Genomic DNA, 21,782 nt, shown 5'->3' with positions numbered 1-21,782 from the left:
CGTCAGCCCTTGACGGCGCCTGCGGTCAGACCGGAGACGATGTGCTTCTGCGCCAGCATGAACATCAGAATGGCCGGCACGATGGTCAGCGTGATGAAGGCCAGGATCAGCTGCCAGGCGACGATGAACTCGCCCTGATAATCCATCAGCCCGAGGGTCCAGGGGTATTTGGCATTGGTGTTGATCACCACCAGCGGCAGCAGGAAGTTGTTCCAGCTTACGACGAAGGTGATCACCGCGACCGTGGCCAGGATCGGGCGCGAGAGCGGCAGCACGATCGAGAGGAAGAACCGTCCATAGCCGCAGCCATCGACCAGCGCGGCGTCGAGCAGCTCCGAGGGCAGCTGCCGGAACGCATTGCGCATGAGCAGGATGCTGAGTGCCTGGCTGAACGCGACCTGCGGCAGGATGATGCCCCAATGGGTGTCGAGCAGGCCGAGATCGCGCACCTTGATGAAGAGCGGCAGGATGGCGGTCGCGAACGGGAAGGTGAGCCCGAGGATGAAGTAGTTGAACAGGAAGCGCTGGCCGAAGAAACGCAGATGCGCGAAGGCGAAAGCGGCCGGCGCCGCCACCGCCAGCGTGAGCGCGACGGTCACTGCGGAGATGAACAGCGAATTGCCGAGGATCCGCCAATAGCGTGCGCTGGCCAGGATGCCGCCGTAGTTCTCCCATTGCCAGACCCTGGGCAGGCCGAAGGGATTGGTGCGGAGCTCGCCCAGCTCCTTGAACCCGCCGATCGCCGTCGCCAGCAACGGCACGATCACCAGCGCCCCGACGAAGCAGAGAATGAGGAGACGCGGCAGCCCGGTGACCGGCGCCGTCAGCGAGGCCGGCACCACGTCGCTGCCCGGCAGGGCCGGCGCGCGCTTCCGGGAGCGGCGGGGCTGCAGCGCTGTCTCAGTCATCCTGGTCCCGCATCAGCCAGCGCTTGTAGCCGAAGGCCACGCTGGCGCAGAGAATGAAGAGAATGACGCCGACGGCCGAGCCGAAGCCGATCCGCATGCGGCCGATGCCGAAGTAATAGAGGAACGAGACCATGGTATGGCTGGAGTTCAGCGGCCCGCCGCCGGTCAGCGACACGATCATGTCGAAGAATTGCAGCGAGCCCAGCAGCGAGAAGAAGACCGAGAGCTTGATCATGGGCGCCAAGCCCGGCAGCGTGATGTAGCGGAAGCGCTGCCAGGGACTGGCGCCGTCGATCGCAGCGGCCTCGTAGAGATTGCGGTCGATGCTCTGCAGCCCGGCGACATAGAGCATCATGTGGAAGCCGAAATACTTCCACACGATGACCGTGAGCACGGCGACGTAGGCCCAGCTCCGGTCGGCGAGGATGTAGAGCGGGTCGCCGCCCAGCGCCTGCCAGGTCTGCGAGATCAGGCCGTAATCGCCGTCGAACATGAAGCGCCAGATCAGGCCCGCCGCGACGTCGGCCAGGATATAGGGCAGGAAGAACAGCATGCGGAAGGTGACCGCGCCGAACAGACGGTCGGCCAGCAGGACCGCCATCGCCAGCGCCAGCGGCAGCTGCACCGCCAGCGAGACCGCGATAATCAGCAGATTGTTGACGAAGGCCTGATGGAAAGTCTTGTTGCCGAGAAGCTGGCGGTAGTTCTCGAGCCCGACGAAATTCTCCAGCGCGGCCAGGCCGTTCCAATTATAGAAGCCGTACCACCCCGCCTCGCCGATCGGCAGGATGACGAAGACGGTGAAGAGGGTGAGCGCCGGCGGCAGGAAGATCAGCGCCGTCAGTCCGCCGCTGCGGGTGTAGCTCGCTTTGCCTGGCGGAGGCGCGGTCGTGTCAGCCATGCTGCTCGCGATCCTGCGTCAAAAAAAGGGGGGAGGGCCCGGCCGCGGCCGGAGCCCTCCCAGGCCGAGGCTACCGTTGATCCCAGGCGTCCTGGATCTGCTGGGCGCCGTCTTCCGGAGTCATATCGCCGGCGGCGATCGCGACCGAGACGTCGTTGACGACGCGGCCGACCGAGGGCCCGAGGTCCTGGTCCAGGAAGTTCTGATGCCAGGTCGAGCTGGAGATCGCGCGCGCGACTTCCGCGACCAGCGGGTTCTTGATGAAGGCGTCGGTGCCTTTGGTGGCCGGAACATAGACGCCGGCCTCCGCGGCGGCTTTCTGCGCCTCGGCGGAGACGAAGTATTTCAGGAAGTCGATCGCCTCCTTCGGCGCATCCTTGGTCACCAGGAAGCCCTGCACGCCGCCCAAGGTGTCGGTGATCTTGCCCTTGCCGCCCGGGACTTCCGGGAAGGGCGCGAGGCCGATCTGGTCGTTGGCGATGCCCTTGCCGTCGGTCGCGTTCTTCTGCTGGCCCGGGATGAAGCCGTTGAGCTGCAGCGCCATCATGCCCTTGCCGTCGCCGAACTGGCCCTGGCTCGGCAGGTATTTGGTGCCGAGCCAGCCTTCCTGGAACGGCTCGAGCGCGGCAAGCTCCTTCAGCCTCGCGCCGGCATCGATGAAGGGCTGGGCCTTGAAGCCGCCTTCGGTCGTCTCCGCCGTGGTCAGCACGTCCGCGCCGCCGATTCGCATCAGGAGATAGGAATAGAAGAAGTGCATCGGCCATTTGTCGGCGCCGCCCATGATGAGCGGGGTGACGCCGGCGCCCTTGGTCTTCTTCAGGGCGCCGAGGAAACCGTCCCAGGTCTTCAGCTCGGCGGGATCGACCCCGGCCTTGGCCAGCAGCGCCTTGTTGTAGATCAGCAGCACCTCGCTCAGCTGGACCGAGACACCGTAGAGCTTGCCGTCGACTTCATAGGCGCCGAGCGGCGCCGGGTAGATCACCTGATCGAACTCAGCCTTGTGGGCGCTGATGTCCTGGATGTAGCCGGCCTCGATCTGCGCGCGCATGACGCCGCCGGCCCAGGAATAGATGATGTCAGGCCGGTCGTCGGACTGCAGCAAGGTCGGAAGCTTCGCCTTGTAGGCCTCGTTCTCCATGTAATCGACGATGACCTTCACGCCCTTATGCGTGGCGTTGTAGTCCTCGGCGATCTTCTTCCAGAAGGGATCGCCGGTCTCGTTCACATGCAGCATCCGGACGATGACGTCCTGGGCGAGGGTAGTTGTCGCGCTGAGGGCGAGGGCAAGCCCGGCGCCGGCAAGCGCCTTCAGAAACCCAAGGCTGTTGATACGCATCGCAGTTTCCTCCCATTTTTTTCGTTGCGCAGGGTTGGCCGGCGGATTGGCTCCGGACCTATATTTTTTTGTGACACGGATTAAATCATCTTCCGAGACTGATCTCTGTCAAGTCGGCAATTGGTCGGATCTGCGTTTTCGGTGATCTCCGCCATTGACAGGTGAGGGTGCCTTGCGGGAATAAATCAGTGACCCGAATTAAACGCGACCTCAGCGATGAAGACGGCCGACCCAGAATTTATGAGGGCGATCAATCGCTTCCATGTGATGGACGCGATCCGGCGGCACGGACCGATTGCCCGGGTGGAGATCTGTGAACGAACCGAGCTGAGCCCGACCACGGTCTCGGCGATCACCGCCGCCTTGCTGGACGACGGCCTCATCGTCACCCGCCAGCTGGGCACGGTCCGGGATGCCGGGCGGGGTCGGCCGCGAGTCCAGCTGGAGCTCAACCCCGATGCGGCGCGGGTGGTCGGCGTGAAGATCGCGCCCAGCCGGATCGTCCATGTGGTCACCAATTTCCAGGGCGACGTGCTGGCGACCCTTGCCCAGACTGTGCGCGTCGACCGCCAGCCGGCCGAGGTGATCGCCGACCTGGTCGAGGATGGCGTGCGGCGCTGCGTCGCCGATGCAGGGCTGACACTCGACCGGGTCGAGAGCCTGTGCGTCGCCTTGCCCGGGGTCGTCGAGCATGCGACCGGCGTGGTCCGGCACAGCCCGATCCTCAAGGATTCCGATGTCGCGCTCAGCAAGGCCTTGTTCCAGCGGCTCGGGCTCTCGACCCTGATCGAGAGCGACGCCAACGCCATCACCATCGGCGAGCACTGGTTCCGGCTCTGCCGCGATCTCGACGACTTCGTGGTGGTGACGGCGGAGCACGCGCTGGGCCTCGGTGTCATGCATGGCGGCGAGTTCTTCCGCGGCGCCAGGGGCATCAGCTTCAACCTGGGTGATCTCGCCATGGCCGCCAACGGTTCCGCGGTCTCGCGCCTCGCCGACCAGGCGACCGAGCTCGCCATCCTTTCGCCGGTCGCCGGGGATGCGCGATTCCGCGAGGCGATCCGGCTCGGCCGCGCCATGCCGCTGGCCGCCGAGCTGATCGCCGCCGGCGACAACGCCCTGACCGCATCGGCGCGGTGCGCGGGCGAAGTGCTCGGCCTCGCGATCGCCAATCTCATCACGCTGTTCGCGCCGCCGCGGGTGGTGCTGGTCGGCTCCACCCTTGCGCTCGGCGAGCCGCTGATGACCGCGCTGCGCAGCGCGCTCGACCGCACGCTGCCCGCCTGGCTCGGGGACGTCTCGGAAATCGCGCTCGACGCCGAGGCGGACGATACGGATTGGGCCCGCGGCGCCGCGGCCGCGGCGCTGAAGCAGCTTTATGGCGCGCCCTGGAGCTCGACCGGGCCGGCGAAACCGAGACAGGGCAGCGACGGAGAGGATGCATGAACAAGGTCGGCATCGGCGTGATCGGCTGCGGCGTCATCTCCGGCGCCTATCTCGCCGCGGCCAAGGGCTTTCCGATCCTCGACATCTGCGGCCTCGCCGACATGAACCCGGCGGCAGCGCAAGCGCGGGCCAAGGAGTTCGGGCTGAAGGCGATGACGGTCGAAGCATTGCTCGAGGATCCCGCGATCGAGATCGTCCTCAACCTTACCATCCCGAAGGCCCATGTATCCGTCGGCCTGCAGGCGCTCGATGCCGGGAAGCATGTCTATTCGGAGAAGCCGCTGGGGGTCGCCTTCAAGGACGGCAAAAAACTCGTTGAGCGCGCGGCGCGGCAGAAGCTCCGGGTCGGCTCCGCGCCGGATACCTTCCTCGGCGGGGCGCACCAGACCTGCCGCAGGCTGATCGATGCCGGAAAGATCGGCACGCCGGTCGGCGGCACGGCCTATTTCATGTGCCCCGGCCATGAGCGCTGGCACCCGGCGCCGGATTTCTATTACCAGGCGGGTGGCGGGCCGGTGCTCGACATGGCGCCTTACTACGTGACCGACCTGGTGAACCTGCTGGGGCCGGTGGCGCGGGTCGCGGCGATGACGGCGATGCCGAGGAAGACGCGCACCATCACCTCGAAGCCCCGCTCGGGCGAGAGCATCCCGGTCGAGGTGCCGACTCATGCCGCGGGCGTGCTGGAATTCGTCTCGGGCGCGCTCATACAGATGTCGATGAGCTTCGACGTGCCGGCGCACCGACACCTGCCGATCGAGATCTACGGTACCAAGGGCAGCCTGGTCGTGCCCGATCCCAACCGCTTCGGCGGCGAGATCGAGTTCGCCGCGGAGAAGGACAAGTGGGTGCCGTTGAAGACCGACATGCCCTATGCCGACGGCAACTACCGCTCGATCGGGCTTGCGGACATGGCGCATGCGATCCGGAGCAAGCGCCCGCATCGCGCCAGCGGCGCCCTGGCTTTGCATGTTCTGGAAGTGATGGAAGCCTTCAACCGCTCGGCGAAGAGCGGCAAGGCGATCGCGATCGCCACGCGGCCGGAGCGGCCGGCGCCGCTGGAGCAAAGCCTGGTCCGGCGCAAGCTCGCGGCGTGAACAAGAACGGGATGGAGGGAGGAATGCGCGAAGCATTGATCGTCTGGGGCGGCTGGAGCGGCCACGAGCCGGAGCAATGTTCCAAGATCGTCGCCGAGATGCTCGAGACCGAGGGGTTCAAGGTCTACGTCGAGAATACGACCGAGGCATTCGCCGATCCTTCGATCAAGGACCTGAGCCTGATCGTGCCGATCATCACCATGTCCAAGATCGAGAAGGAAGAGGTGCAGAACCTCTCCAAGGCGGTCGAGGGCGGCGTCGGCCTGGCCGGGTGGCACGGCGGCATGGGCGATGCCTTCCGCGAATCCGTCGAATACCAGTTCATGTGCGGCGGGCAGTGGGTCGCCCATCCCGGCAACATCATCGACTACCGCGTCGATATCGCCAAGCCGGAGGACCCGATCTGCCAGGGGCTCAAGAGCTTCCCTTATCGCTCGGAGCAGTACTACATGCATGTCGACCCGTCGAACGAGGTGCTCGCCACCACCACCTTCTCCGGCGACATCCTGCCCTGGGTCGAAGGGGTGGTGATGCCGGTCGCCTGGAAGCGGCGGCACGGCAAGGGCCGCGTCTTCTATTCCTCGCTCGGCCATGTGGCGAAGGAGTTCGAGGTGCCGGAGATGCGCACGCTGTTCCAGCGCGGCGCGCTCTGGGCGGCGCGCGGGGCGGGCTAGGTCAGTCGAAGAATCCCCGGTCTTCTTCCATGAGGTACTTTTTGGCACCTTCGGCGTCGATGTCGAGGCCGAGACCGGGTGCTTCGATCAGGTCGATCATCGAATCCTTCACAATCGGCTTCGGGAGGCCGATCACGATCTCCTCCCACCAGGGGTCTGAGGCGCTCGGGTATTCGAAGGCGATGTAATTGGCCGGCAGGGTGGCGCAGACGTTGATCAGCGCGCCCAGGCCCAGCAGGCCATTGGCAGTACCATGCGGCGCCATCAGGATCGAGTGCATATAAGCGTGCTCGGCGATCCATTTCAGCTCGGCCATGCCGCCGACATCCGCCGGGTCCGGGCCGATCACCCGCACCGCCTGGTTCTCGATCAAATCCTTGAAGTTGTGCCGGAGGTAGATCTGCTCGCCGGTATGGATCGGCGTCGAGGTCGATTGGGTGAGCTCGCGATAGGCTTGAGGATTGACCCAGGGCACATAGTCGCCGGTCAGCATGTCCTCGAGCCACATCAGGTTGTACTTCTCGACCGCGCGGGCGAACTTGATCGCGTCGGGCAGCATCCAGCCCGGCCCGCAATCGAGCGCCAGGCTGACCTTGTCGCCGAGCACCTCCTTCATGGCGGCGACGCAATCGAGCATATGGTTGAAGCCGCGCTCGGAGATCACCCCCTGGTCCATCATGCCGTGATAGCCGGACTGGCCCTGCCGCACGCCGTAATGGAAGTCCGGGACCGTGTCCTTCATGTTGGAGTGGAAGGAGATCCCCTGCTTCACCATGAAGAACTTTTCGGGCCGCTCCATCATCCACTTCACGTCGGCCGCATAGTCCTCCGGCCGGTCGCCGGTGCGCTTCCTTCGGATCGAGCCGTTATAGGTGCGCACCTGGTCGCGCACCTTGCCGCCGAGCAGCTTGTAGGCCGGGACGCCGAGGGCCTTGCCGGCGATGTCCCAGAGCGCGTGCTCGATGGCGCTGACCGCGGCGCCGTAGGGCTTGAAGCTGCCGCGCTGGCGGATCCGGAGCATGCAGCGCTCGACATCGGTCGGGTCGGCGCCGATCAACGCCTCCTTGAAATGCAGCACCCAGGGCTTGAGATAGGTCTTGGTGAACTCGACCTCGCCGAGGCCATAGAGTCCTTCGTCGGTGACGATGCGGACGATCGGGTGCTTGCCGATGACGGCGCAGCGGAGATCGGTGATCTTCATGCTCGGCACTCAGCTCCAGGTGCGATCCCAGGAATACTCGTCGTCCCAGCGATCGGTCGGCTGCCAGATGCCGGTGGCGTGCGGCTGCAGGTGCTGGGCGATCACCTCATCGACCACGTCGTCGATGCCGAGGCCCGGCCTGTCGGGGACATGGATGAAGCCGTCCTTGACGATCGGCTTCGGCAGGCCGGTCACGATGTCGTCCCACCAGGGGACCTCGACCGAGTGATATTCGAGCGCCATGAAGTTCTCGGTGGCGACCGCGACATGGGCCGCCGCCATCGCCGCGATCGGGCTTTCCGCCATGTGGATTGCCATGGCGACACCGTGATCCTGCGCCATGTCGCCGATCTTCTTGGTCTCGAGGATGCCGCCGGAGGTCAGCAGGTCCGGGTGGATCACCGACACGCCGCCGTTCTTCAGCAGCGGTTCGAAGGCTTCCTTGAGGTAGATGTCCTCGCCGGTGCAGATCGGCACCGTGGTCGCTTCCTGGAGCTGCCGGTACTGGTCGGTGTATTGCCAGGGGATCACGTCCTCCAGCCAGGCCGGGACGTATTTCTCGATCCGGCGCGCGAGGCGGATCCCGTTCTGCAGCGAGATATGGCCGACATGGTCGATGGCGAGCGGGATCTCCATCCCGATCACCGCGCGAACCTCGGCGATATACTGCTCCAGCAGGTCGAGCCCCTTGTCGGTGAAATGCAGGCCGGTGAAGGGATGCATCACGTTGTGGACGTCATAGACTGCATTGCGGGTGCGCCGTTCCTCCAAGGTCTTCATCGGCCCGCGGTCGGGGCGGACCCGGTAGCCTTCGAGCGAGCCGGCCGGGGCGACGACGGAGCCGGGGATGTCGGCGATCTGCATCAGGCCGAGATCCATCTTCAGGAAGGTGAAGCCGAGGTCCATGCGCTCCTTCAGGCGCTTGCCGGTCGCGGTCCCGCTCGGCACGCTGGCATCGGTGTCGCAGTAGCAGCGCACGTGCTCGCGGAAGCGGCCGCCCAGCATCTGGTAGATCGGCACGCCATAGGCCTTGCCGGCCAGGTCCCAAAGCGCGATCTCCACCGCCGAGACGCCGCCGCCCTGGCGCCCGTGGCCGCCGAATTGCTTGATGCGGCGGAACAGGCGGTCGATGTCGCAAGGGTTCTCGCCGAGTAGCCGGCTCTTCAGCATCAATGCATAGGTGGCGCTGGCGCCGTCCCGGACTTCGCCCAGGCCGACGATGCCCTGATTGGTGTAGATCTTGAGCAGCGCCGAGGTGAACGGGGCGCCGACGATCTCGGCGACGCGCATGTCGGTGATGCGAAGCTCCGACGGCCTCGAGTTCGTGTTGACCTGGTTCAGGACGGATTCTTCGCGGCGCGTCTTCGACATGGCTGGTCCTCTTCCCGATGGGCGGCCGATTTACCGCCGCTGGTTGGCACTATGGCCGATGCTTCAGGGTCGAGTGCTAGCCCAGCTGGATCTCGTGGGCTTGCAGGTAGTCGCGGTTCATCTCGATGCCGAGGCCCGGCGCCGAGCTGAGCTTCAGGCTGCCGTTCGAATTGTCGAGCGGCCGGTCTATAAGGTGATCGTACTTACTCAGGTTCCACTCCGAGGTTTCGAGCTTGTAGAAGTTCGGCACGGTCATCATCACCTGCGCGCCGGCCACCACGTTGATCGGCCCCGCCGCGTCGTGCGGCGAGACCGGGATGTAATAGGCCTCGCACAAGGTGGAGATCTTTTTCAGCTCGCTGATGCCGCCGGTCCAGGTGACATCCGGCATGATGTAGTCGGCGAGCTTCTGCTCCAGGACCGGCACGAAGTCCCAGCGGGTATGCCCGCGCTCGCCCCAGGAGATCGGTGCGCTGACCTTCTTGCGCACCTGCGCAAGCGCGTTCAGGCTCTCCGGCGGGCAGGGTTCCTCGAACCAGTCGATCTGGCCGGCTTCCTCAAGGCTCTTGCAGAGGCGAATGGCGGTCGGGACATCGAAGCGGCCATGCGCATCGATCAGGATCTCGACATCCGGCCCCGCCGTCTCGCGGATCAGGGCGGTGAGCTCGGCGGCCTTGCGCTGGTCCTTGCGGTCCATGCTGCCGTCGAGATAGCCGTCCTGCAGCTCGCCCTTGTCCTTGCGCTGGTGCGGAAAGGGATCGAATTTGAGCGCGGTGTGCCCGGATTCCAGGATGTCCTTGATTTCCCGGATCACGCCTTCCTTGCTGGTGAACTTGCGCTGGTCGGGATGGGTATAGAGCGCGATCTCGTCCCGCACCCGCCCGCCGAGCAGCGCATAGATCGGTTTGCCGAGCACCTTGCCCCGGATGTCCCAGAGCGCGATGTCGATCGCGCTCAAGGCCTCGACCGCGGCGCCACGGCTGCCCATATAGGTGAAGCTGCGGAAGATCTTGTGCCAGAGATACTCGATCTGGGCGGGATCCTCGCCCGTCACGCCGAGTCCGATCTGCTTGAGGATCGTGCAGAGGGCGCGGTTGGCGAGCCTGGTGGTGGTGGTGATCTCGCCCCAGCCACTGATACCCGCGTCGGTCGTCACCTCGACGAACAAGAATTCTCCCCAATAGGAAGCCTTGGATTCGATCAGCCATGGCCGGACGCCTGTGATTTTCATCTTCCTGTCCCGTATGAAAATGGTCGCGTGGGCGAGGTGGAACGACCTCCGCTCTATCCGGCCTGGGCCGCGTTGCGTGCCCGCATGTGCTCGAGAACATGCCGGCCCGAGCCTTCGACATGGCGCGCGACCAGCTCGGCCGCCTTGTCGGGTTCGCCGGCCTTCACCAGCGTGATCAGCGCGCGATGCTCGTTCATGATCGCGGCCCGGCGGGCGAGGGTGAAGTTGAAGCGCCGGGCGACCGCGCGCAGCACCTCGCGATGCTTCCACCAAAGCTCGGTGGCGTGGCGGTTATAGTGCCGCTCGTACATCACCATGTGAAAGGCGGTGTCGAGCTCGCTGTGCCGGAACTGGTCGGCGAAATTGTTCTCCTCGATCAGGCCCTGGATGCGTTCCAGCTCGCAGATGTCCTCGGCGGTCGCCATGGTGACGAACCAGCGCGTCAGCGCCGGCTCGATCAGCACGCCGATCTCGTAGATGTCGCGGACGAAGTCCTGGTCGATCGGCCTGACGCGCGCCCCGCGGTTGGGAGAAAAGACGACGAAGCCCTCGCCGCGCAGCAATTGCAGCGCTTCGCGCACGGGATTGGTCGAGGTGCCGTGACGGCGCGCGAGGTCGGCGACCACCAGTCGCTCATTGGCGGCGAGCCGACCCTCGATGATGTCTTCCCGGATCAATTCATAGAGTGAGGCGCCTTCCTTGGAAGCACCGATGAGGTCGGTGCCGGCGGGGGGCTTGGCTTTGAAGGTGCTCATTGTCGTCCAGGGAACGATTTCGGGACCAGGACGCTGTTATCAGCGCGCGGCTCTCCCTACAATGTACGATCTAAACGCGTTGACACACAAGCTGTGATCTGAAAACGTACGAACTCGTCGAAAGAATACATAAGAATTAAGTCGCCGTAGCTTGCGATCAATCGACCAAACGCCTGCCTCGAAGCAGCGCGCAATGAGAAGAACCTGGGAGGATACTGATGACGAGGAAGAAACTCGGCTGCGGTGCCATCCTGCGTGGCACCGTCGTTATCGCTTCAATCGCATCGCTGGTGTCGACGCCAGTCCTGGCGGAGCCGCCGGTCGACCTGAGCAAATGGTCGCCGGAATACGTCCGGTCCATCGCCGGCACGGCGGAATTCGACACCGCGAAGGAATGCGGAAAGATCACGCCGCTCGATTACAAGGGGCGCCTGACCTTCTGGTATCAGGGCGTGTTCGAAGGCGATCCCGACCTGCTGCGCCAGTATTACAAAGATTTCTTCGAAACCTTCCGCAAGACCTACCCGAACATCCAGCTCGAGGAACAGGCGCTCACCTATAACGATCTGCTCGACAAGTTTCGCACCGCACTCCTGGGCAATGCCGCGCCGATGGCGGTCCGCCTGCAGATCCTGGGGGGCACCGAGTTCGCCGCCAAAGGCTATCTGCAGCCGCTGAAGCCAGAGGATGTGGGCTGGTCGACCGAGGACTTCTGGCCGGGTGCCATGAAGGCGGTCACCTGGGACGGCGTCACCTACGGGATTCCGACCAACAACGAGACCATGGCCTTCATCTGGAACGCCGACATCTTCAAGCGCGCCGGGCTCGATCCGGACAAGGCGCCGGCGACCTGGGACGACGTGGTCAAGTATTCGAAGCAGATCCACGACAAGCTCGGCATCGCCGGCTATGGCCTGGTCGCCCGGAAGAATGCCGGTAACACGCCCTACCGCTTCATGCCACAGCTCTGGGGCTACGGCGGTGGCGTCTTCGACGAAGCGACCGCGAGCCCGACCTACAAGCAGGTGCAGCTCAACAGCGCGGCGAGCAAGAAGGCGCTGCAGGCGTCCTATGACATGTACGTCCGCGATAAGTCGGTGCCGGTCTCGGCGCTCACCAACCAGCAGGCCGACAACCAGCCGCTCTTCCTCGGCGGCCAGCTCGGCATGATGATCTCGCACCCTTCAGACTACAACGTGATGCTCGATCTGCAGAAGAAGGCGACCGGCGCCGACAAGGAGAAGGCGCAGACCGTCATCGACAACATGCGCTACGGCCTCATTCCGACCGGGCCGGACGGCAAGCGTGCCGTGGTGTTCGGCGGCTCCAACATCCACATCCTGAAGCCGGAATATGTGGACGGCGGCAAGGTGGACGAGGCGGCCGCCAAGGCGCTGATCTGCTTCTGGACCAGCCCCGAATGGTCGCTGAAGATGGCCTATGCCGGCTCCAACCCGGGCAATCTCAACGGCTTCAAGACCAAGTGGATGAAGGAGCGTCTGGACAAAATCAAGTTCCTGGACGTGACGACCTCCATGTTGCCCTACGGCATCCCCTTCCCGGCGCTGCCGGAATCGCCGGAGATCATGAACATCATTGTTCCGGACATGCTGCAGAACGCATTGACCGGGGCGATGACCGTCGACCAGGCCGCCGATGATGCGGCCAAGAAGGTCGAGGACTTGATGGCCGGTGGCGGACTCTAAGCCGTCGCATCCTACGCTGTCGTATCCAACGGATCGCCGGCTGCGCTGACGGCGCAGCCGGCGTCTTCCCGAAAAGCAGGGGCACGCCGCAGTGACGATTGCGACCGGCCAGGCCGAAGCTCCCCATAAACTCGCACGATCCGGCCTGCCGCGCCGGGTCTGGGCGCATCGCGCCGACTACGCCTATGTGCTCCCGGCGATCGTGGTGATGCTGATCGTCATCGCCTATCCGATCTACTACACGGTCGATCTCTCCTTCTATGCGACGCCGGCGGCGCTGCAACTCAAGGACAAGGTCTTCGTTGGCCTCGACAACTACCAAGCCATCCTGGTCAGCCCGGTGTTCTGGCGGGTGACCGTGAACACGCTGATTTGGACCCTCGCCTCCACGATCATCTCCTTCGCTTTGGGATTTGCCACCGCGCTGGCGCTGCACCGCGATTTCATGGGGCGGGGAATCCTGCGCGCCATCCTGATCATTCCCTGGGTGATCAGTGCGGTCGCCGCCTCCTATATCTGGAAATGGATCTATCACTCCGATTTCGGCGTCATCGGCGCGATCCTGGTCGGTCTTGGCATCACCGACCGGCCGCCCAATTTCATCGACAGCGTCGGCACGGTCTTGCCGTCGCTGATCGTGGTCAACATCTGGCGCGAATTCCCCTTCGCCATGATCATGATCATGGCCGGATTGCAGACGGTGCCTGATCAACTGCTGCGCGCCGCCCAGGTCGATGGCGCCAACGCCTGGCAGCGCTTCTGGCACGTCACCTTCCCACATCTCCGCAACGTCTCGACCGTGACGATCCTGTTGCTCGCGGTCGCCAACTTCAATTCCTTCATCATCCCCTGGATCATGACGGGGGGCGGGCCGTCCAACGCCTCGCATATCTGGATCACCCATATCTACGAACTCGCCTTCGGCCGCCAGCGCTGGGGCGTTGCCTCGGCCTATTCGGTGCTGCTCTTCGTCATCCTGATGACGCTCGGCTACTTCTATGTGCGCGCCTTGAGCGGCGACAAGAAGAAGGAGCAGGGCACATGACCGGGCCTGGTGCTGTGACCTCGACGCCGACCCGACGCCGCAAGCGCGTGGACGGCTGGCGCTGGGGCGGGCGGATCTTTCTGGTGCTGATGCTGTTCTACACGGCCGTGCCGATGCTCTGGATGCTGCTCACCTCGGTCAAGTCCGGCTTCGCGGCGATGCAGCTTCCACCGCAATGGTGGCCCTCCGAACCGACGCTCGCCAGCTATCAGAAGCTTCTGGATCCGCAGAACAGCGTCGGCCAGGACTTCCTGCGCTTCTTCTGGAACAGCCTCGTCGTTTCGATCTTGACCACGATCCTCGGCGTGGTCGTCGCGGTGCCGGCGGCCTATGCCTTCTCCCGCTTCACCTTCCCCGGACGGAACTTCCTGTTCTTCGCCGTGCTGCTGCGCAACATGTTTCCGGCGGTCATTTTCCTGGTGCCGCTGTTCATCCTGATGCGCTGGCTCGGGCTGGTGAACACCCATGGTTCGCTGGTGCTGACCTATCTCACCTTCGGCCTGCCACTCTCGATCTGGCTCTTGAAGGGGTTCTTCGACAATATCCCGATCCAGCTCGAGCAGGCGGCGCGCATCGACGGGGCGACGCGCTTCCAGGCCTTCGTGCGGATCGTCATGCCGCTTTCGGTTCCGGGCATCATCGCCACCGCTATCTATTCATTCATCGGCGCCTGGAACGAGTACATCTACGCCTACACCTTCCTCAGCAAGAACGAGCAGCTGACCCTGCCGGTCGGCATCCAGCGCTTCTTCTCGGAAAACACCACCGACTTCCCCGGCCTGATGGCCGCGAGCTTCATGATGAGCGTGCCGGTGGTGGTGCTGTTCCTGATCCTGCAGAAATACTTCGTGCGCGCGCTCACAGAAGGCGCGGTCAAGCATTAGGGAGGTCAAGCATTGGCCAGCGTCGTTCTCAAAGATCTAGTGAAGAGCTACGGCAGCTTCCATGCCGTCAAGGACGTGTCGCTGACGGTGAACGACGGCGAGTTCGTGGCCCTGGTCGGACCTTCGGGTTGCGGCAAGACGACGACGCTTAACCTGGTTGCCGGCCTCATCCCGATCACCTCCGGCGACATCATTATCGGGGAGCAGGTGGTCAACGATCTCGATCCCAAGGACCGGGACATCGCCATGGTGTTCCAGAACTACGCGCTCTATCCGCAGAAGTCGGTCTACAAGAACCTGGCCTTCCCGTTGCAGATGCGCAAGCTCCCTAAGGACGAGATTGACCGCCGGGTTCAGGAAGCGGCCCGGGTCCTCGACATGACCCATCTCCTCGAGCGCAGGCCCCGCGAGCTCTCCGGCGGACAGCAGCAGCGCGTGGCTTTGGGCCGGGCGCTGGTGCGCAACCCGGCCGTCTTCCTGATGGACGAGCCGCTTTCCAATCTCGACGCCAAACTCCGGGTGCAGATGCGCTCCGAACTGAAGCGCTTCCACCACGATCTGCAGGCGACGATCATCTATGTGACACACGACCAGCTCGAGGCCGTGACCATGGCCGACAAGATGGCGGTGATGAACGGCGGCTACCTGCAGCAATACGATTCGCCGGCCCAGGTCTTTGCGCATCCGGTCAACATGTTCGTTGCGAGCTTCATCGGCAGCCCGGCTATGAGCCTGATCCCGCTCGAAGCCTCGATCGCCGATGGAACCATGGTGCTGACCGGCGCCGAGGGCTGGAGCTTGCCCTTGTCGCCGCGCAATGCCCGCAAGGTCGAGAACGCGGCAACCAGGAAGATCGTGCTGGGCGCGCGCCATTCGACCATCACGTTGCACAAGAGCGCCGTCCCCGGCGCCATTCCGGCCAAGGCCTATACAGTCGAGCCGACCGGCGACGTCACCTTCGTGCAGGCCTTTCTCTCCGGCGCCATCGTCAACATCAGCGTGCCGCCGAGCATCGCGGTCGAGCCCGATGAGCAGATCTGGCTCGCCTTCGACCAGGAGCGCCTGCATCTTTTCGACGGAGAAACCGAAATGGCGCTTAAGGCTGATTGATGATTCCGAAGCTCAAGATCACCGCGATCAAGCCCTATCCGGTCTGGGTAGGGATCCGCAACCAGATGCTGGTCAAGGTCGAGACCGACCAGGGCATCTTCGGATGGGGCGAGAGCGGTCTCAGCGGCCGGGAGAAGGCAGTGACCGGTGCCATCGAGCATTATCGCGAATTCCTCATCGGCCGGGATCCGATGCAGATCGGGCGAATCTGGCAGGAGACCTATCGCAGCCAGTATTTCGAAGGCGGGCGCGTGCTCCAGGCGGCCATCTCCGCGATCGATATCGCGCTCCATGACATCAAGGGCAAGGCGCTCGGCGTGCCGGTCTACGATTTGCTCGGCGGCAAGCAGCGCGACCGGATTCCGACATTCGCCTCCACCGGCGACGAGGCCGAGGGCGATGCGGCCATCGAAAAGGCCAAGGAACTCCGTGCGCAAGGCTGGCCGGCAATCCGCTTCTTTCCCCTCGGGCAGAGCAGCAAGGACGTGTTCGATCCGCGGGAATCGATCGGCCCGACCGCCAGGATGCTCAACAAGGCGCGCGAGACGCTGGGCGGCGAGGTGGTCCTCGGCATCGACTATCACCATCGCCTGTCGGTGGCGGAGGCGGCGAGCTTCTGCAATAAGCTCGGCCGCGGCGTGCTCGATTTCCTTGAGGAGCCGATCCGGGACGAAACGCCGGAGGCCTATGAATCCCTGCGCAAGATGACCGAGATCCCGTTTGCGATCGGCGAGGAATTTGCCAGCAAGTGGCAGTTCCTGCCCTATATCGAGCGCGGCATCCATCAGTTCAATCGGCTCGATGTCTGCAATGTCGGCGGGCTCACCGAGGCGATGAAGGTCGCCGGCTGGAGCGAGGCGCATTATGTCGATTTGATGCCGCACAATCCGCTGGGCCCGGTCTGCACCGCCGCCACCGTGCATCTGGCGGCGGCGGTCGCGAACTTTGCATGGCTCGAGACGCGCGCACCGGAAGTCAGGCTCGGCTTCGACAACGCCGACTTCTTTCCCGTGCAGCCGCGCCTCGACGGCACCGACTACCCGGTCAGCGACCTGCCGGGCCTCGGCGTCGAGGTCAATGAAGCCGCCGTGCAGAAGGAGAGCTTTCGCTTCTGGGAAGCGCCGCATCTCAGGCGCCCTGACGGCTCGGTGACGAACTGGTGAAGCATTTCAAGCTGGAGTGAATGATGACGCATACACCCGACATCACCCGACCGCCGAAAGAGCTGATCGAAGCGCTCCGGGATATCGGCGCAGCAACGGTCGCCGGCACGCTCGGTCATATGGGCTACCGCAATCCGCACATGGTGGGGCCGGTGGCGCAGAACCACGGCAAGTCGATCGTCGGCCCGGCGCTGACCCTGCAATTCCTGCCGCAGCGGCCGGACCTCTTCAATGAGGGCGAATATGCCGATCCGGAGACGCAGCTCCATCGCCATGTGCTCTATCACGTCCAGGAGGGCGATGTGGTCGTGGTCGATGCCCGCGGCGACATGAGCTCCGGCGTCTTCGGCGACATGATGTCGACCTACTTCAGGGGTCGGGGCGGTGCCGGCATCGTCATCGACGGCTGCATGCGCGACCGGCCCAATGTCGAAAAGCTCGATCTCGCCCTCTGGCTGCGCGGCTGGACCCCGAACTACCATGTGCAGACCAGCATCTATCCCAACGCCGTCAACGTGCCGATCGCCTGCGGCAATGTCACGGTGATCCCGGGCGACATCATCGTCGCCGATGACGACGGGGTGGTCGTGCTCCCGGTCGCCATGGCACCGGCGGTGATCGCAGAATCGCAGAAGCACCACGAGTGGGAAGTCTTCTCGCGCCTGAAGCTGACCGAGGGTGCGCCCTTGCAGCGCTACTACCCGCTGCACCCGGACGCCAACAACGAGTACGAAGCTTGGCGGAAGGCCAACTCTAAGCCGTGACGAAGAGATAGCAGCAGCAAGTCGTGTCCGCTCGTGATCCTGAGCGGACATCCGACGCGACGTTGAATGAACGATAAAATCTCAAATGCAGTCAGTTGAGCTTTCACTTTTTGCCGACCACTTCCAGCTCTGTGTTCAGGACGAAAGGGGTATCTGGCGATTTGTCTGAGAGTTGGGATGACACGGCGACTGCTCGATTACTGGCGGTGGCTCCAGGGACAATCGGCGTTGGCACAGCCAGAAACATGGACGTCCCCGTGGTGGTCGAGATTCGTGAGCAAACACCGCATGACGACCTGGCAGACTGGGATCATGTGGTTGAAGCGTCCATTGAGCTCATGTCTGGGCGCCTGGTCATCGCAGGCTGCCCGGACTACTTCCCAGACGCCAAGCGCATCAACATTGCGGCCGGCTGGTCTCGAGCGCGGGTGTTCACCGAACACTCCTTCCAAGGCATCGACGCCCCCCACGCTAAACCGCGGAAAGTGTCACCGATGTGTCGGACCGCTCATTTCTCTTGTTGGGAATCCTCAGGGCTCTCATTTCAGAGCGCCTGCGGACGGCTCTCTTGATGTTCGAAGAATGGGGCGAGATAAACACGGCCGGTCATGTGTCCCTGCGGGGTGGGACGTCCAATCGCACGATGGCATCCTGCAGTTCCGGCCGCGGCGCCGGGTAGAGCTGCATCACCAGCGGATCATGGCCCGGGATGATGTGGTCGCGGCTGGGCGCAAGCGCCTTCACCTTGTCATAGGCCTCGAGCATGTCGCCGATGTGATAGGCGGTGGTGAAGGGCCGGACGCTGTCCATGTTCTCGTAGTAATGCGCGACGTCGGAGGCGACCACGACCCAGCCGCGCCTGGTGTGGACACGCACGAATTGCAGCCCGGCCGTATGTCCGCCGGTGAGGTGCAGCGAGATGCCGGGCGCCAATTCTGCATCGCCGTCATGGAAGGTGACCCGCTTGCCGAAGTTCAAGCGCACGATACCGACCACGTCCTCCACCTCGAAGGCATGCGAGCAGTAGGAATGCCGCATGGAGCGCCCGGTCGCGTAGTTGAGCTCACGGTCCTGCAGGTGGAACTGCGCTTGTGGGAACTTGTGAAAGTTGCCGACGTGATCGTAATGGAGATGCGTCAGGATCACGTCCTGCACCTTATCGGGATCGACGCCGAGCAGCTTCAGCGAATCGACCGGGCAGCGCAGGAAGCTGCGCTTCCGGCGCGTGCCGACCGGCTCGGTGAAGCCGGTGTCGATGACGAAGGTGCGCTCCTTGCCGATCGCGACCCAGGTGAAATAGTCCATCGGCATGGGCGCGTCATGCGGATCGCCGCCGATGAAATGCTCGTGGCGCCGCCCGTCGCGGGTCGCGTAGCGGATGGCGAAGAGCTCGTATTCGGGCAGTTTTTCAGTCACGGTCGCACTCTATCAGAAAGAAGAAGGGGGCGTTACGCCCCCTTATCCAGTTCGGCGAAGGTTTCGCGGGCGATGCGGAAGGCGTCCACACCGGCGGGAATCCCGCAGTAGATCGCCACTTGGAGGAGGATCTCGCGGATCTCTTCTTTGGTAACGCCGTTGGTCAACGCGCCCTTGAGGTGCATCTTCAGCTCATGCGGACGGTTGAGCGCGCAGAGCATGGCAAGGTTCAGCATGCTGCGGGTCTTCTTCGGCAGGCCGTCGCGGCCCCAGACGGCGCCCCAGCAGTATTCCGTGGTCAGCTCCTGCATCGGCATGTTGAAGTCGTCGGCCGAGGCGAAGGACTTCTCGACGAATTCCTTGCCGAGCACCGACTTGCGGATTTCCATGCCCTTCTCGAAGACCGGGTTGCCCATGATTCTCTCCTTGATCTGTCTTGTTGCGTGATTAGCGAACGGCGGCACGCCAGGCCGACCGGGATTGCGCCAGTCGCGGCAGGCTGCCGACCGATGCGATATTCTCCAGGTCATCGACCAGGCGTTCGATTTCTGCGGCACCGGCCGGGCCGAGTGTTTCCGCCGCCGAGGCATGGCAGCGCGCACGGATCTCCGCCGCGGTTGCGGGGATGACGTCGGGCAGGCTGGCGGCAAGCTGTCGGCCGTCGGTGGTCTCGATTTCGACGCGCGACCCCTGGCGTGCCGGAAAGGCGCCGGTGAAGCCGGCATCGGCTTCCAGCTCGACCAGGCTCGCCAGCCGCATCACCTCGGGATCGTTCAAGGCGGCATAGTTCGCTTCGGCCACCTTGCCGTAACGGAGCGCCGCGGCGACGCCGAACTGGATGCTCATCTTGGCCTGCAGCCGGCTCGTGAACGGCCCGACATGGTCGCAGCCCGGGTAATGCACGGCGGCATAGGAGGCGGCGACGCGGATCTGGCGGATGCGGTCGACCGGCAGGGATTGCCCGCCCACCGCGGCGAGTGCGGCCTGGCAGGGCGTCTGGGCGAAATTGCAGGCCGGCACCGGCTTGTTGTAGACCGCGAGCAGCTCGGGCGGGCCGTCGAACAGGCTGATCTCCGGAATCGCCTTGCCGCCGAGATAGGCGGTGAGCAAGCCAGCCGGTCCGTCCAGCGCGCCTTCCGAGGCCTGCGCCCCGAGTGCGGCCAGCTCGATGCAGGCGATGGCGTTGCGGGCCGCAAACCCCGGGTGGAAGAACATGTCGTCGCTGCCTTCGTGCGGCCATTGGTTGAGGCCCGCCGTCGTGTTCGCGGCGAAGCCCAGGGCGCTCGTGGTGCGGTCGGCATCGCTGCCGATGAGTCGGCTGCCGGCGATCGCGGCGGCGAGCGGGCCGGTGAAGCCGGTCGGCCGGAAGAGGCGCGCGAACTCCGGCGTGATCAGCGCGCGGCCGAGCTTCGCGCCGGTCTCGTATCCGGCGATCGCTGCGGCGAGGAAATCGCGGCCATGCACAGTGTGGCGTTCGCTCAGCGCCAGCAGGGCCGGCAGGACCACGACACCGAGATGGCTGACGCTGCCGGCGTGCATGTCTTCCCGCACCAGGCCGTGCCCGGCGACGGCGTTGGCGAAGGCGGCGGCGCCGATCGTCGCCGTGGCGCCGGTCGCGAGCACCGTCGCGGTGCCGGGCTGCCGGCTGGCGACGGTCGCGGCGCGCTGGCTCCAGGGCAGGTCGCGGGCCTCGAAGGCGCAGGCGAAGAAGTCGAGCAGGCAGAGCTTGGCTTTCGCGACGACCTCGGGCGCGAAGTCCTCGAAATGCGTCGCGGCTGCCGCCGTTGCGATCCGCCGGGCGAGCGATTGCGCCATGGTCAGGGGCGGCTCAGCCGCGGACCTCGACCTTCGCCCACTGCTCGACGCTCCGGCAGATGGAGGTGAAGTCCGATTCCGGGCCGTAAAGCGCGTTGGTGACGGCGAGGAGCTGGCGCACCGCGGAACCCACGATCATCGGCACGCCCAGCGATTCCGCCTCGTCGAGGCAGAGGCAGACGTCCTTGTAGGAAAGCCCGGTGGCGAAGCCGAAGTCGAAGGTGCGCGGCAGGATCGATTTCGGGAACTTGTCCTGGGTGGCGCTGTTGCGGCCGCTGCTGACGTTGATCACGTCCAGCATGGTCTGGGCGTCGAGCCCGGCCTTGGCGCCCATCACCATGGCCTCGGAGGAGATTGCCAGCGCGCAGGCGGCGAGCAGGTTGTTGGCGAGCTTCATGGTCTGCGCCGCACCCGGCTTCTCGCCGACGAAGAACAGCTTGCCGAAGTTCTTGAGGGTCGATTCCAGCGCGTCGTAGGTCGGCTTCGGGCAGGAGACCATGACGGCGAGCGTGCCGTTCTTCGCGCCAGCGAGGCCGCCGCTGACCGGGGCATCGACCGCGACGATCTTCTTCTCGGCAAGGCCCTGCGCCACGCGCTGGGCGGCGCGGGGGCCGCTGGTCGACATGTCTATGAAGGTCTTGATCTTCGAACCCTTGATCGCGCCGGTCTCGCCGAGTGCCGCCTTCTCGACAATAGCCGGGGTCGGCAGGCTGGCGAAGACGATCTCGGCCTCGGAGGCGACGACGGCTGCCGAATCCGCACGATGGCAGCCGCGCGCGAGCAGGGGCGCGAGGGCCTCCTCGCTGGTGTCGAAGACGCTGAGCGTATGCCCGGCGTCGAGCAGGCGGCCGGCCATCAGACCGCCCATCCGTCCGACGCCGACGAAACCGTAATGCTTGCCTGTCACGATGATCTCGAAATGCTGGTGAAAATCGAGAGGCACTATCAGGCAGTCGCGC

General features: G+C 64.5%; 20 protein-coding genes. 9 read left to right on the top strand and 11 right to left on the bottom strand.

Features of this window, described 5'->3' with window-relative positions; genetic code table 11:
* Nucleotides 1-2 precede the first annotated feature (2 nt).
* The 3 genes from ACYQ4T_RS10535 to ACYQ4T_RS10525 all read right to left on the bottom strand — a co-directional run bounded on the left by ACYQ4T_RS10535 (nucleotide 3) and on the right by ACYQ4T_RS10525 (nucleotide 3,145).
* Nucleotides 3-908 carry a carbohydrate ABC transporter permease gene (locus ACYQ4T_RS10535; protein ID WP_459853490.1) on the bottom strand — a complete coding sequence of 302 codons (906 nt, stop codon included), beginning with the start codon at nucleotides 906-908 and terminating at the stop codon, nucleotides 3-5.
* On the bottom strand, nucleotides 901-1,809 hold the full coding sequence (locus ACYQ4T_RS10530; protein WP_459853489.1) for a carbohydrate ABC transporter permease: 909 nt from the start codon (nucleotides 1,807-1,809) through the stop codon (nucleotides 901-903). The genes ACYQ4T_RS10535 and ACYQ4T_RS10530 overlap by 8 nt, the downstream gene beginning before the upstream one ends.
* Nucleotides 1,810-1,879: 70 nt before the next feature.
* Nucleotides 1,880-3,145, bottom strand: a complete 1,266-nt coding sequence (locus ACYQ4T_RS10525) for an ABC transporter substrate-binding protein (RefSeq protein WP_459853487.1) — start codon at nucleotides 3,143-3,145, stop codon at nucleotides 1,880-1,882.
* 240 nt (nucleotides 3,146-3,385) lie between these two features.
* Between ACYQ4T_RS10525 and ACYQ4T_RS10520 the strand changes: the two genes are divergently transcribed.
* Genes ACYQ4T_RS10520 through ACYQ4T_RS10510 form a run of 3 tightly spaced genes read left to right on the top strand, consistent with a single transcriptional unit; the run spans nucleotide 3,386 to nucleotide 6,362 of the window.
* Complete coding sequence (locus ACYQ4T_RS10520) at nucleotides 3,386-4,591, top strand: ROK family protein (RefSeq protein WP_459853485.1); 1,206 nt, start codon at nucleotides 3,386-3,388, stop codon at nucleotides 4,589-4,591.
* The gene (locus tag ACYQ4T_RS10515) at nucleotides 4,588-5,688 is read left to right on the top strand and encodes a Gfo/Idh/MocA family protein (protein WP_459853483.1); all 1,101 of its coding nucleotides are present in this window, start codon (nucleotides 4,588-4,590) and stop codon (nucleotides 5,686-5,688) included. The genes ACYQ4T_RS10520 and ACYQ4T_RS10515 overlap by 4 nt, the downstream gene beginning before the upstream one ends.
* 23 nt (nucleotides 5,689-5,711) lie before the next feature.
* Nucleotides 5,712-6,362: a ThuA domain-containing protein gene (locus ACYQ4T_RS10510; protein WP_459853481.1), complete on the top strand. Its 651-nt coding sequence runs from the start codon at nucleotides 5,712-5,714 to the stop codon at nucleotides 6,360-6,362.
* A 1-nt stretch (nucleotide 6,363) separates the two neighbouring features.
* On the opposite strand, the gene ACYQ4T_RS10505 is transcribed toward ACYQ4T_RS10510, so the two are convergent.
* From ACYQ4T_RS10505 to ACYQ4T_RS10490, 4 genes are all read right to left on the bottom strand, one after another.
* Complete coding sequence (locus ACYQ4T_RS10505) at nucleotides 6,364-7,563, bottom strand: mandelate racemase/muconate lactonizing enzyme family protein (RefSeq protein WP_459853479.1); 1,200 nt, start codon at nucleotides 7,561-7,563, stop codon at nucleotides 6,364-6,366.
* Between the two features lie 9 nt (nucleotides 7,564-7,572).
* Nucleotides 7,573-8,934 carry a mandelate racemase/muconate lactonizing enzyme family protein gene (locus tag ACYQ4T_RS10500; protein WP_459853477.1) on the bottom strand — a complete coding sequence of 454 codons (1,362 nt, stop codon included), beginning with the start codon at nucleotides 8,932-8,934 and terminating at the stop codon, nucleotides 7,573-7,575.
* Between the two features lie 76 nt (nucleotides 8,935-9,010).
* The gene (locus ACYQ4T_RS10495; RefSeq protein ID WP_459853474.1) at nucleotides 9,011-10,165 is read right to left on the bottom strand and encodes a mandelate racemase/muconate lactonizing enzyme family protein; all 1,155 of its coding nucleotides are present in this window, start codon (nucleotides 10,163-10,165) and stop codon (nucleotides 9,011-9,013) included.
* A gap of 53 nt (nucleotides 10,166-10,218) precedes the next feature.
* Entirely contained in the window at nucleotides 10,219-10,920 is a 702-nt protein-coding gene (locus ACYQ4T_RS10490) for a GntR family transcriptional regulator (protein ID WP_459853472.1), read from the bottom strand.
* Nucleotides 10,921-11,138: 218 nt separating this feature from the next.
* Between ACYQ4T_RS10490 and ACYQ4T_RS10485 the strand changes: the two genes are divergently transcribed.
* The 6 genes from ACYQ4T_RS10485 (at nucleotide 11,139) to ACYQ4T_RS10460 (ending at nucleotide 17,592) form a co-directional block, all read left to right on the top strand.
* Nucleotides 11,139-12,626, top strand: coding sequence for an ABC transporter substrate-binding protein (locus ACYQ4T_RS10485; RefSeq protein ID WP_459853469.1), 1,488 nt, complete (start codon nucleotides 11,139-11,141; stop codon nucleotides 12,624-12,626).
* Nucleotides 12,627-12,717: 91 nt separating this feature from the next.
* The gene (locus tag ACYQ4T_RS10480) at nucleotides 12,718-13,671 is read left to right on the top strand and encodes a carbohydrate ABC transporter permease (protein ID WP_459853467.1); all 954 of its coding nucleotides are present in this window, start codon (nucleotides 12,718-12,720) and stop codon (nucleotides 13,669-13,671) included.
* Nucleotides 13,668-14,555 carry a carbohydrate ABC transporter permease gene (locus ACYQ4T_RS10475; RefSeq protein ID WP_459853465.1) on the top strand — a complete coding sequence of 296 codons (888 nt, stop codon included), beginning with the start codon at nucleotides 13,668-13,670 and terminating at the stop codon, nucleotides 14,553-14,555. The genes ACYQ4T_RS10480 and ACYQ4T_RS10475 overlap by 4 nt, the downstream gene beginning before the upstream one ends.
* 12 nt (nucleotides 14,556-14,567) lie before the next feature.
* The gene (locus ACYQ4T_RS10470; RefSeq protein ID WP_459853462.1) at nucleotides 14,568-15,665 is read left to right on the top strand and encodes an ABC transporter ATP-binding protein; all 1,098 of its coding nucleotides are present in this window, start codon (nucleotides 14,568-14,570) and stop codon (nucleotides 15,663-15,665) included.
* Complete coding sequence (locus ACYQ4T_RS10465) at nucleotides 15,665-16,828, top strand: mandelate racemase/muconate lactonizing enzyme family protein (protein ID WP_459853460.1); 1,164 nt, start codon at nucleotides 15,665-15,667, stop codon at nucleotides 16,826-16,828. The genes ACYQ4T_RS10470 and ACYQ4T_RS10465 overlap by 1 nt, the downstream gene beginning before the upstream one ends.
* Before the next feature lie 20 nt (nucleotides 16,829-16,848).
* Nucleotides 16,849-17,592, top strand: coding sequence for a ribonuclease activity regulator RraA (locus tag ACYQ4T_RS10460; protein ID WP_459853457.1), 744 nt, complete (start codon nucleotides 16,849-16,851; stop codon nucleotides 17,590-17,592).
* Nucleotides 17,593-18,198: 606 nt separating this feature from the next.
* On the opposite strand, the gene ACYQ4T_RS10455 is transcribed toward ACYQ4T_RS10460, so the two are convergent.
* Genes ACYQ4T_RS10455 through ACYQ4T_RS10440 form a run of 4 tightly spaced genes read right to left on the bottom strand, consistent with a single transcriptional unit; the run spans nucleotide 18,199 to nucleotide 21,766 of the window.
* On the bottom strand, nucleotides 18,199-19,008 hold the full coding sequence (locus ACYQ4T_RS10455) for an N-acyl homoserine lactonase family protein (protein WP_459853454.1): 810 nt from the start codon (nucleotides 19,006-19,008) through the stop codon (nucleotides 18,199-18,201).
* 32 nt (nucleotides 19,009-19,040) lie between these two features.
* Nucleotides 19,041-19,424 carry a carboxymuconolactone decarboxylase family protein gene (locus ACYQ4T_RS10450; protein ID WP_459853451.1) on the bottom strand — a complete coding sequence of 128 codons (384 nt, stop codon included), beginning with the start codon at nucleotides 19,422-19,424 and terminating at the stop codon, nucleotides 19,041-19,043.
* 31 nt (nucleotides 19,425-19,455) lie between these two features.
* Nucleotides 19,456-20,823 carry an MmgE/PrpD family protein gene (locus ACYQ4T_RS10445; protein ID WP_459853449.1) on the bottom strand — a complete coding sequence of 456 codons (1,368 nt, stop codon included), beginning with the start codon at nucleotides 20,821-20,823 and terminating at the stop codon, nucleotides 19,456-19,458.
* 13 nt (nucleotides 20,824-20,836) lie between these two features.
* On the bottom strand, nucleotides 20,837-21,766 hold the full coding sequence (locus tag ACYQ4T_RS10440) for an NAD(P)-dependent oxidoreductase (protein WP_459853447.1): 930 nt from the start codon (nucleotides 21,764-21,766) through the stop codon (nucleotides 20,837-20,839).
* Nucleotides 21,767-21,782: the final 16 nt, after the last annotated feature.

Source organism: Dongia sp. agr-C8, from assembly GCF_054658695.1.
The sequence above is the reverse complement of the archived record's forward strand: the minus strand, read 5'-3'. Positions and strand labels throughout refer to the sequence as shown.

Excerpts from the sequence above, each read along its gene's own strand:
- ACYQ4T_RS10485 (WP_459853469.1), top strand. The coding sequence starts at position 11,139 with ATGACGAGGAAGAAACTCGGCTGCGGTGCCATCCTGCGTGGCACCGTC.
- ACYQ4T_RS10465 (WP_459853460.1), top strand. The coding sequence starts at position 15,665 with ATGATTCCGAAGCTCAAGATCACCGCGATCAAGCCCTATCCGGTCTGG.
- ACYQ4T_RS10450 (WP_459853451.1), bottom strand. The coding sequence starts at position 19,424 with ATGGGCAACCCGGTCTTCGAGAAGGGCATGGAAATCCGCAAGTCGGTG.
- ACYQ4T_RS10530 (WP_459853489.1), bottom strand. The coding sequence starts at position 1,809 with ATGGCTGACACGACCGCGCCTCCGCCAGGCAAAGCGAGCTACACCCGC.
- ACYQ4T_RS10490 (WP_459853472.1), bottom strand. The coding sequence starts at position 10,920 with ATGAGCACCTTCAAAGCCAAGCCCCCCGCCGGCACCGACCTCATCGGT.
- ACYQ4T_RS10515 (WP_459853483.1), top strand. The coding sequence starts at position 4,588 with ATGAACAAGGTCGGCATCGGCGTGATCGGCTGCGGCGTCATCTCCGGC.
- ACYQ4T_RS10505 (WP_459853479.1), bottom strand. The coding sequence starts at position 7,563 with ATGAAGATCACCGATCTCCGCTGCGCCGTCATCGGCAAGCACCCGATC.
- ACYQ4T_RS10460 (WP_459853457.1), top strand. The coding sequence starts at position 16,849 with ATGATGACGCATACACCCGACATCACCCGACCGCCGAAAGAGCTGATC.
- ACYQ4T_RS10510 (WP_459853481.1), top strand. The coding sequence starts at position 5,712 with ATGCGCGAAGCATTGATCGTCTGGGGCGGCTGGAGCGGCCACGAGCCG.
- ACYQ4T_RS10535 (WP_459853490.1), bottom strand. The coding sequence starts at position 908 with ATGACTGAGACAGCGCTGCAGCCCCGCCGCTCCCGGAAGCGCGCGCCG.
- ACYQ4T_RS10475 (WP_459853465.1), top strand. The coding sequence starts at position 13,668 with ATGACCGGGCCTGGTGCTGTGACCTCGACGCCGACCCGACGCCGCAAG.
- ACYQ4T_RS10525 (WP_459853487.1), bottom strand. The coding sequence starts at position 3,145 with ATGCGTATCAACAGCCTTGGGTTTCTGAAGGCGCTTGCCGGCGCCGGG.
- ACYQ4T_RS10495 (WP_459853474.1), bottom strand. The coding sequence starts at position 10,165 with ATGAAAATCACAGGCGTCCGGCCATGGCTGATCGAATCCAAGGCTTCC.
- ACYQ4T_RS10500 (WP_459853477.1), bottom strand. The coding sequence starts at position 8,934 with ATGTCGAAGACGCGCCGCGAAGAATCCGTCCTGAACCAGGTCAACACG.
- ACYQ4T_RS10445 (WP_459853449.1), bottom strand. The coding sequence starts at position 20,823 with ATGGCGCAATCGCTCGCCCGGCGGATCGCAACGGCGGCAGCCGCGACG.
- ACYQ4T_RS10520 (WP_459853485.1), top strand. The coding sequence starts at position 3,386 with ATGAGGGCGATCAATCGCTTCCATGTGATGGACGCGATCCGGCGGCAC.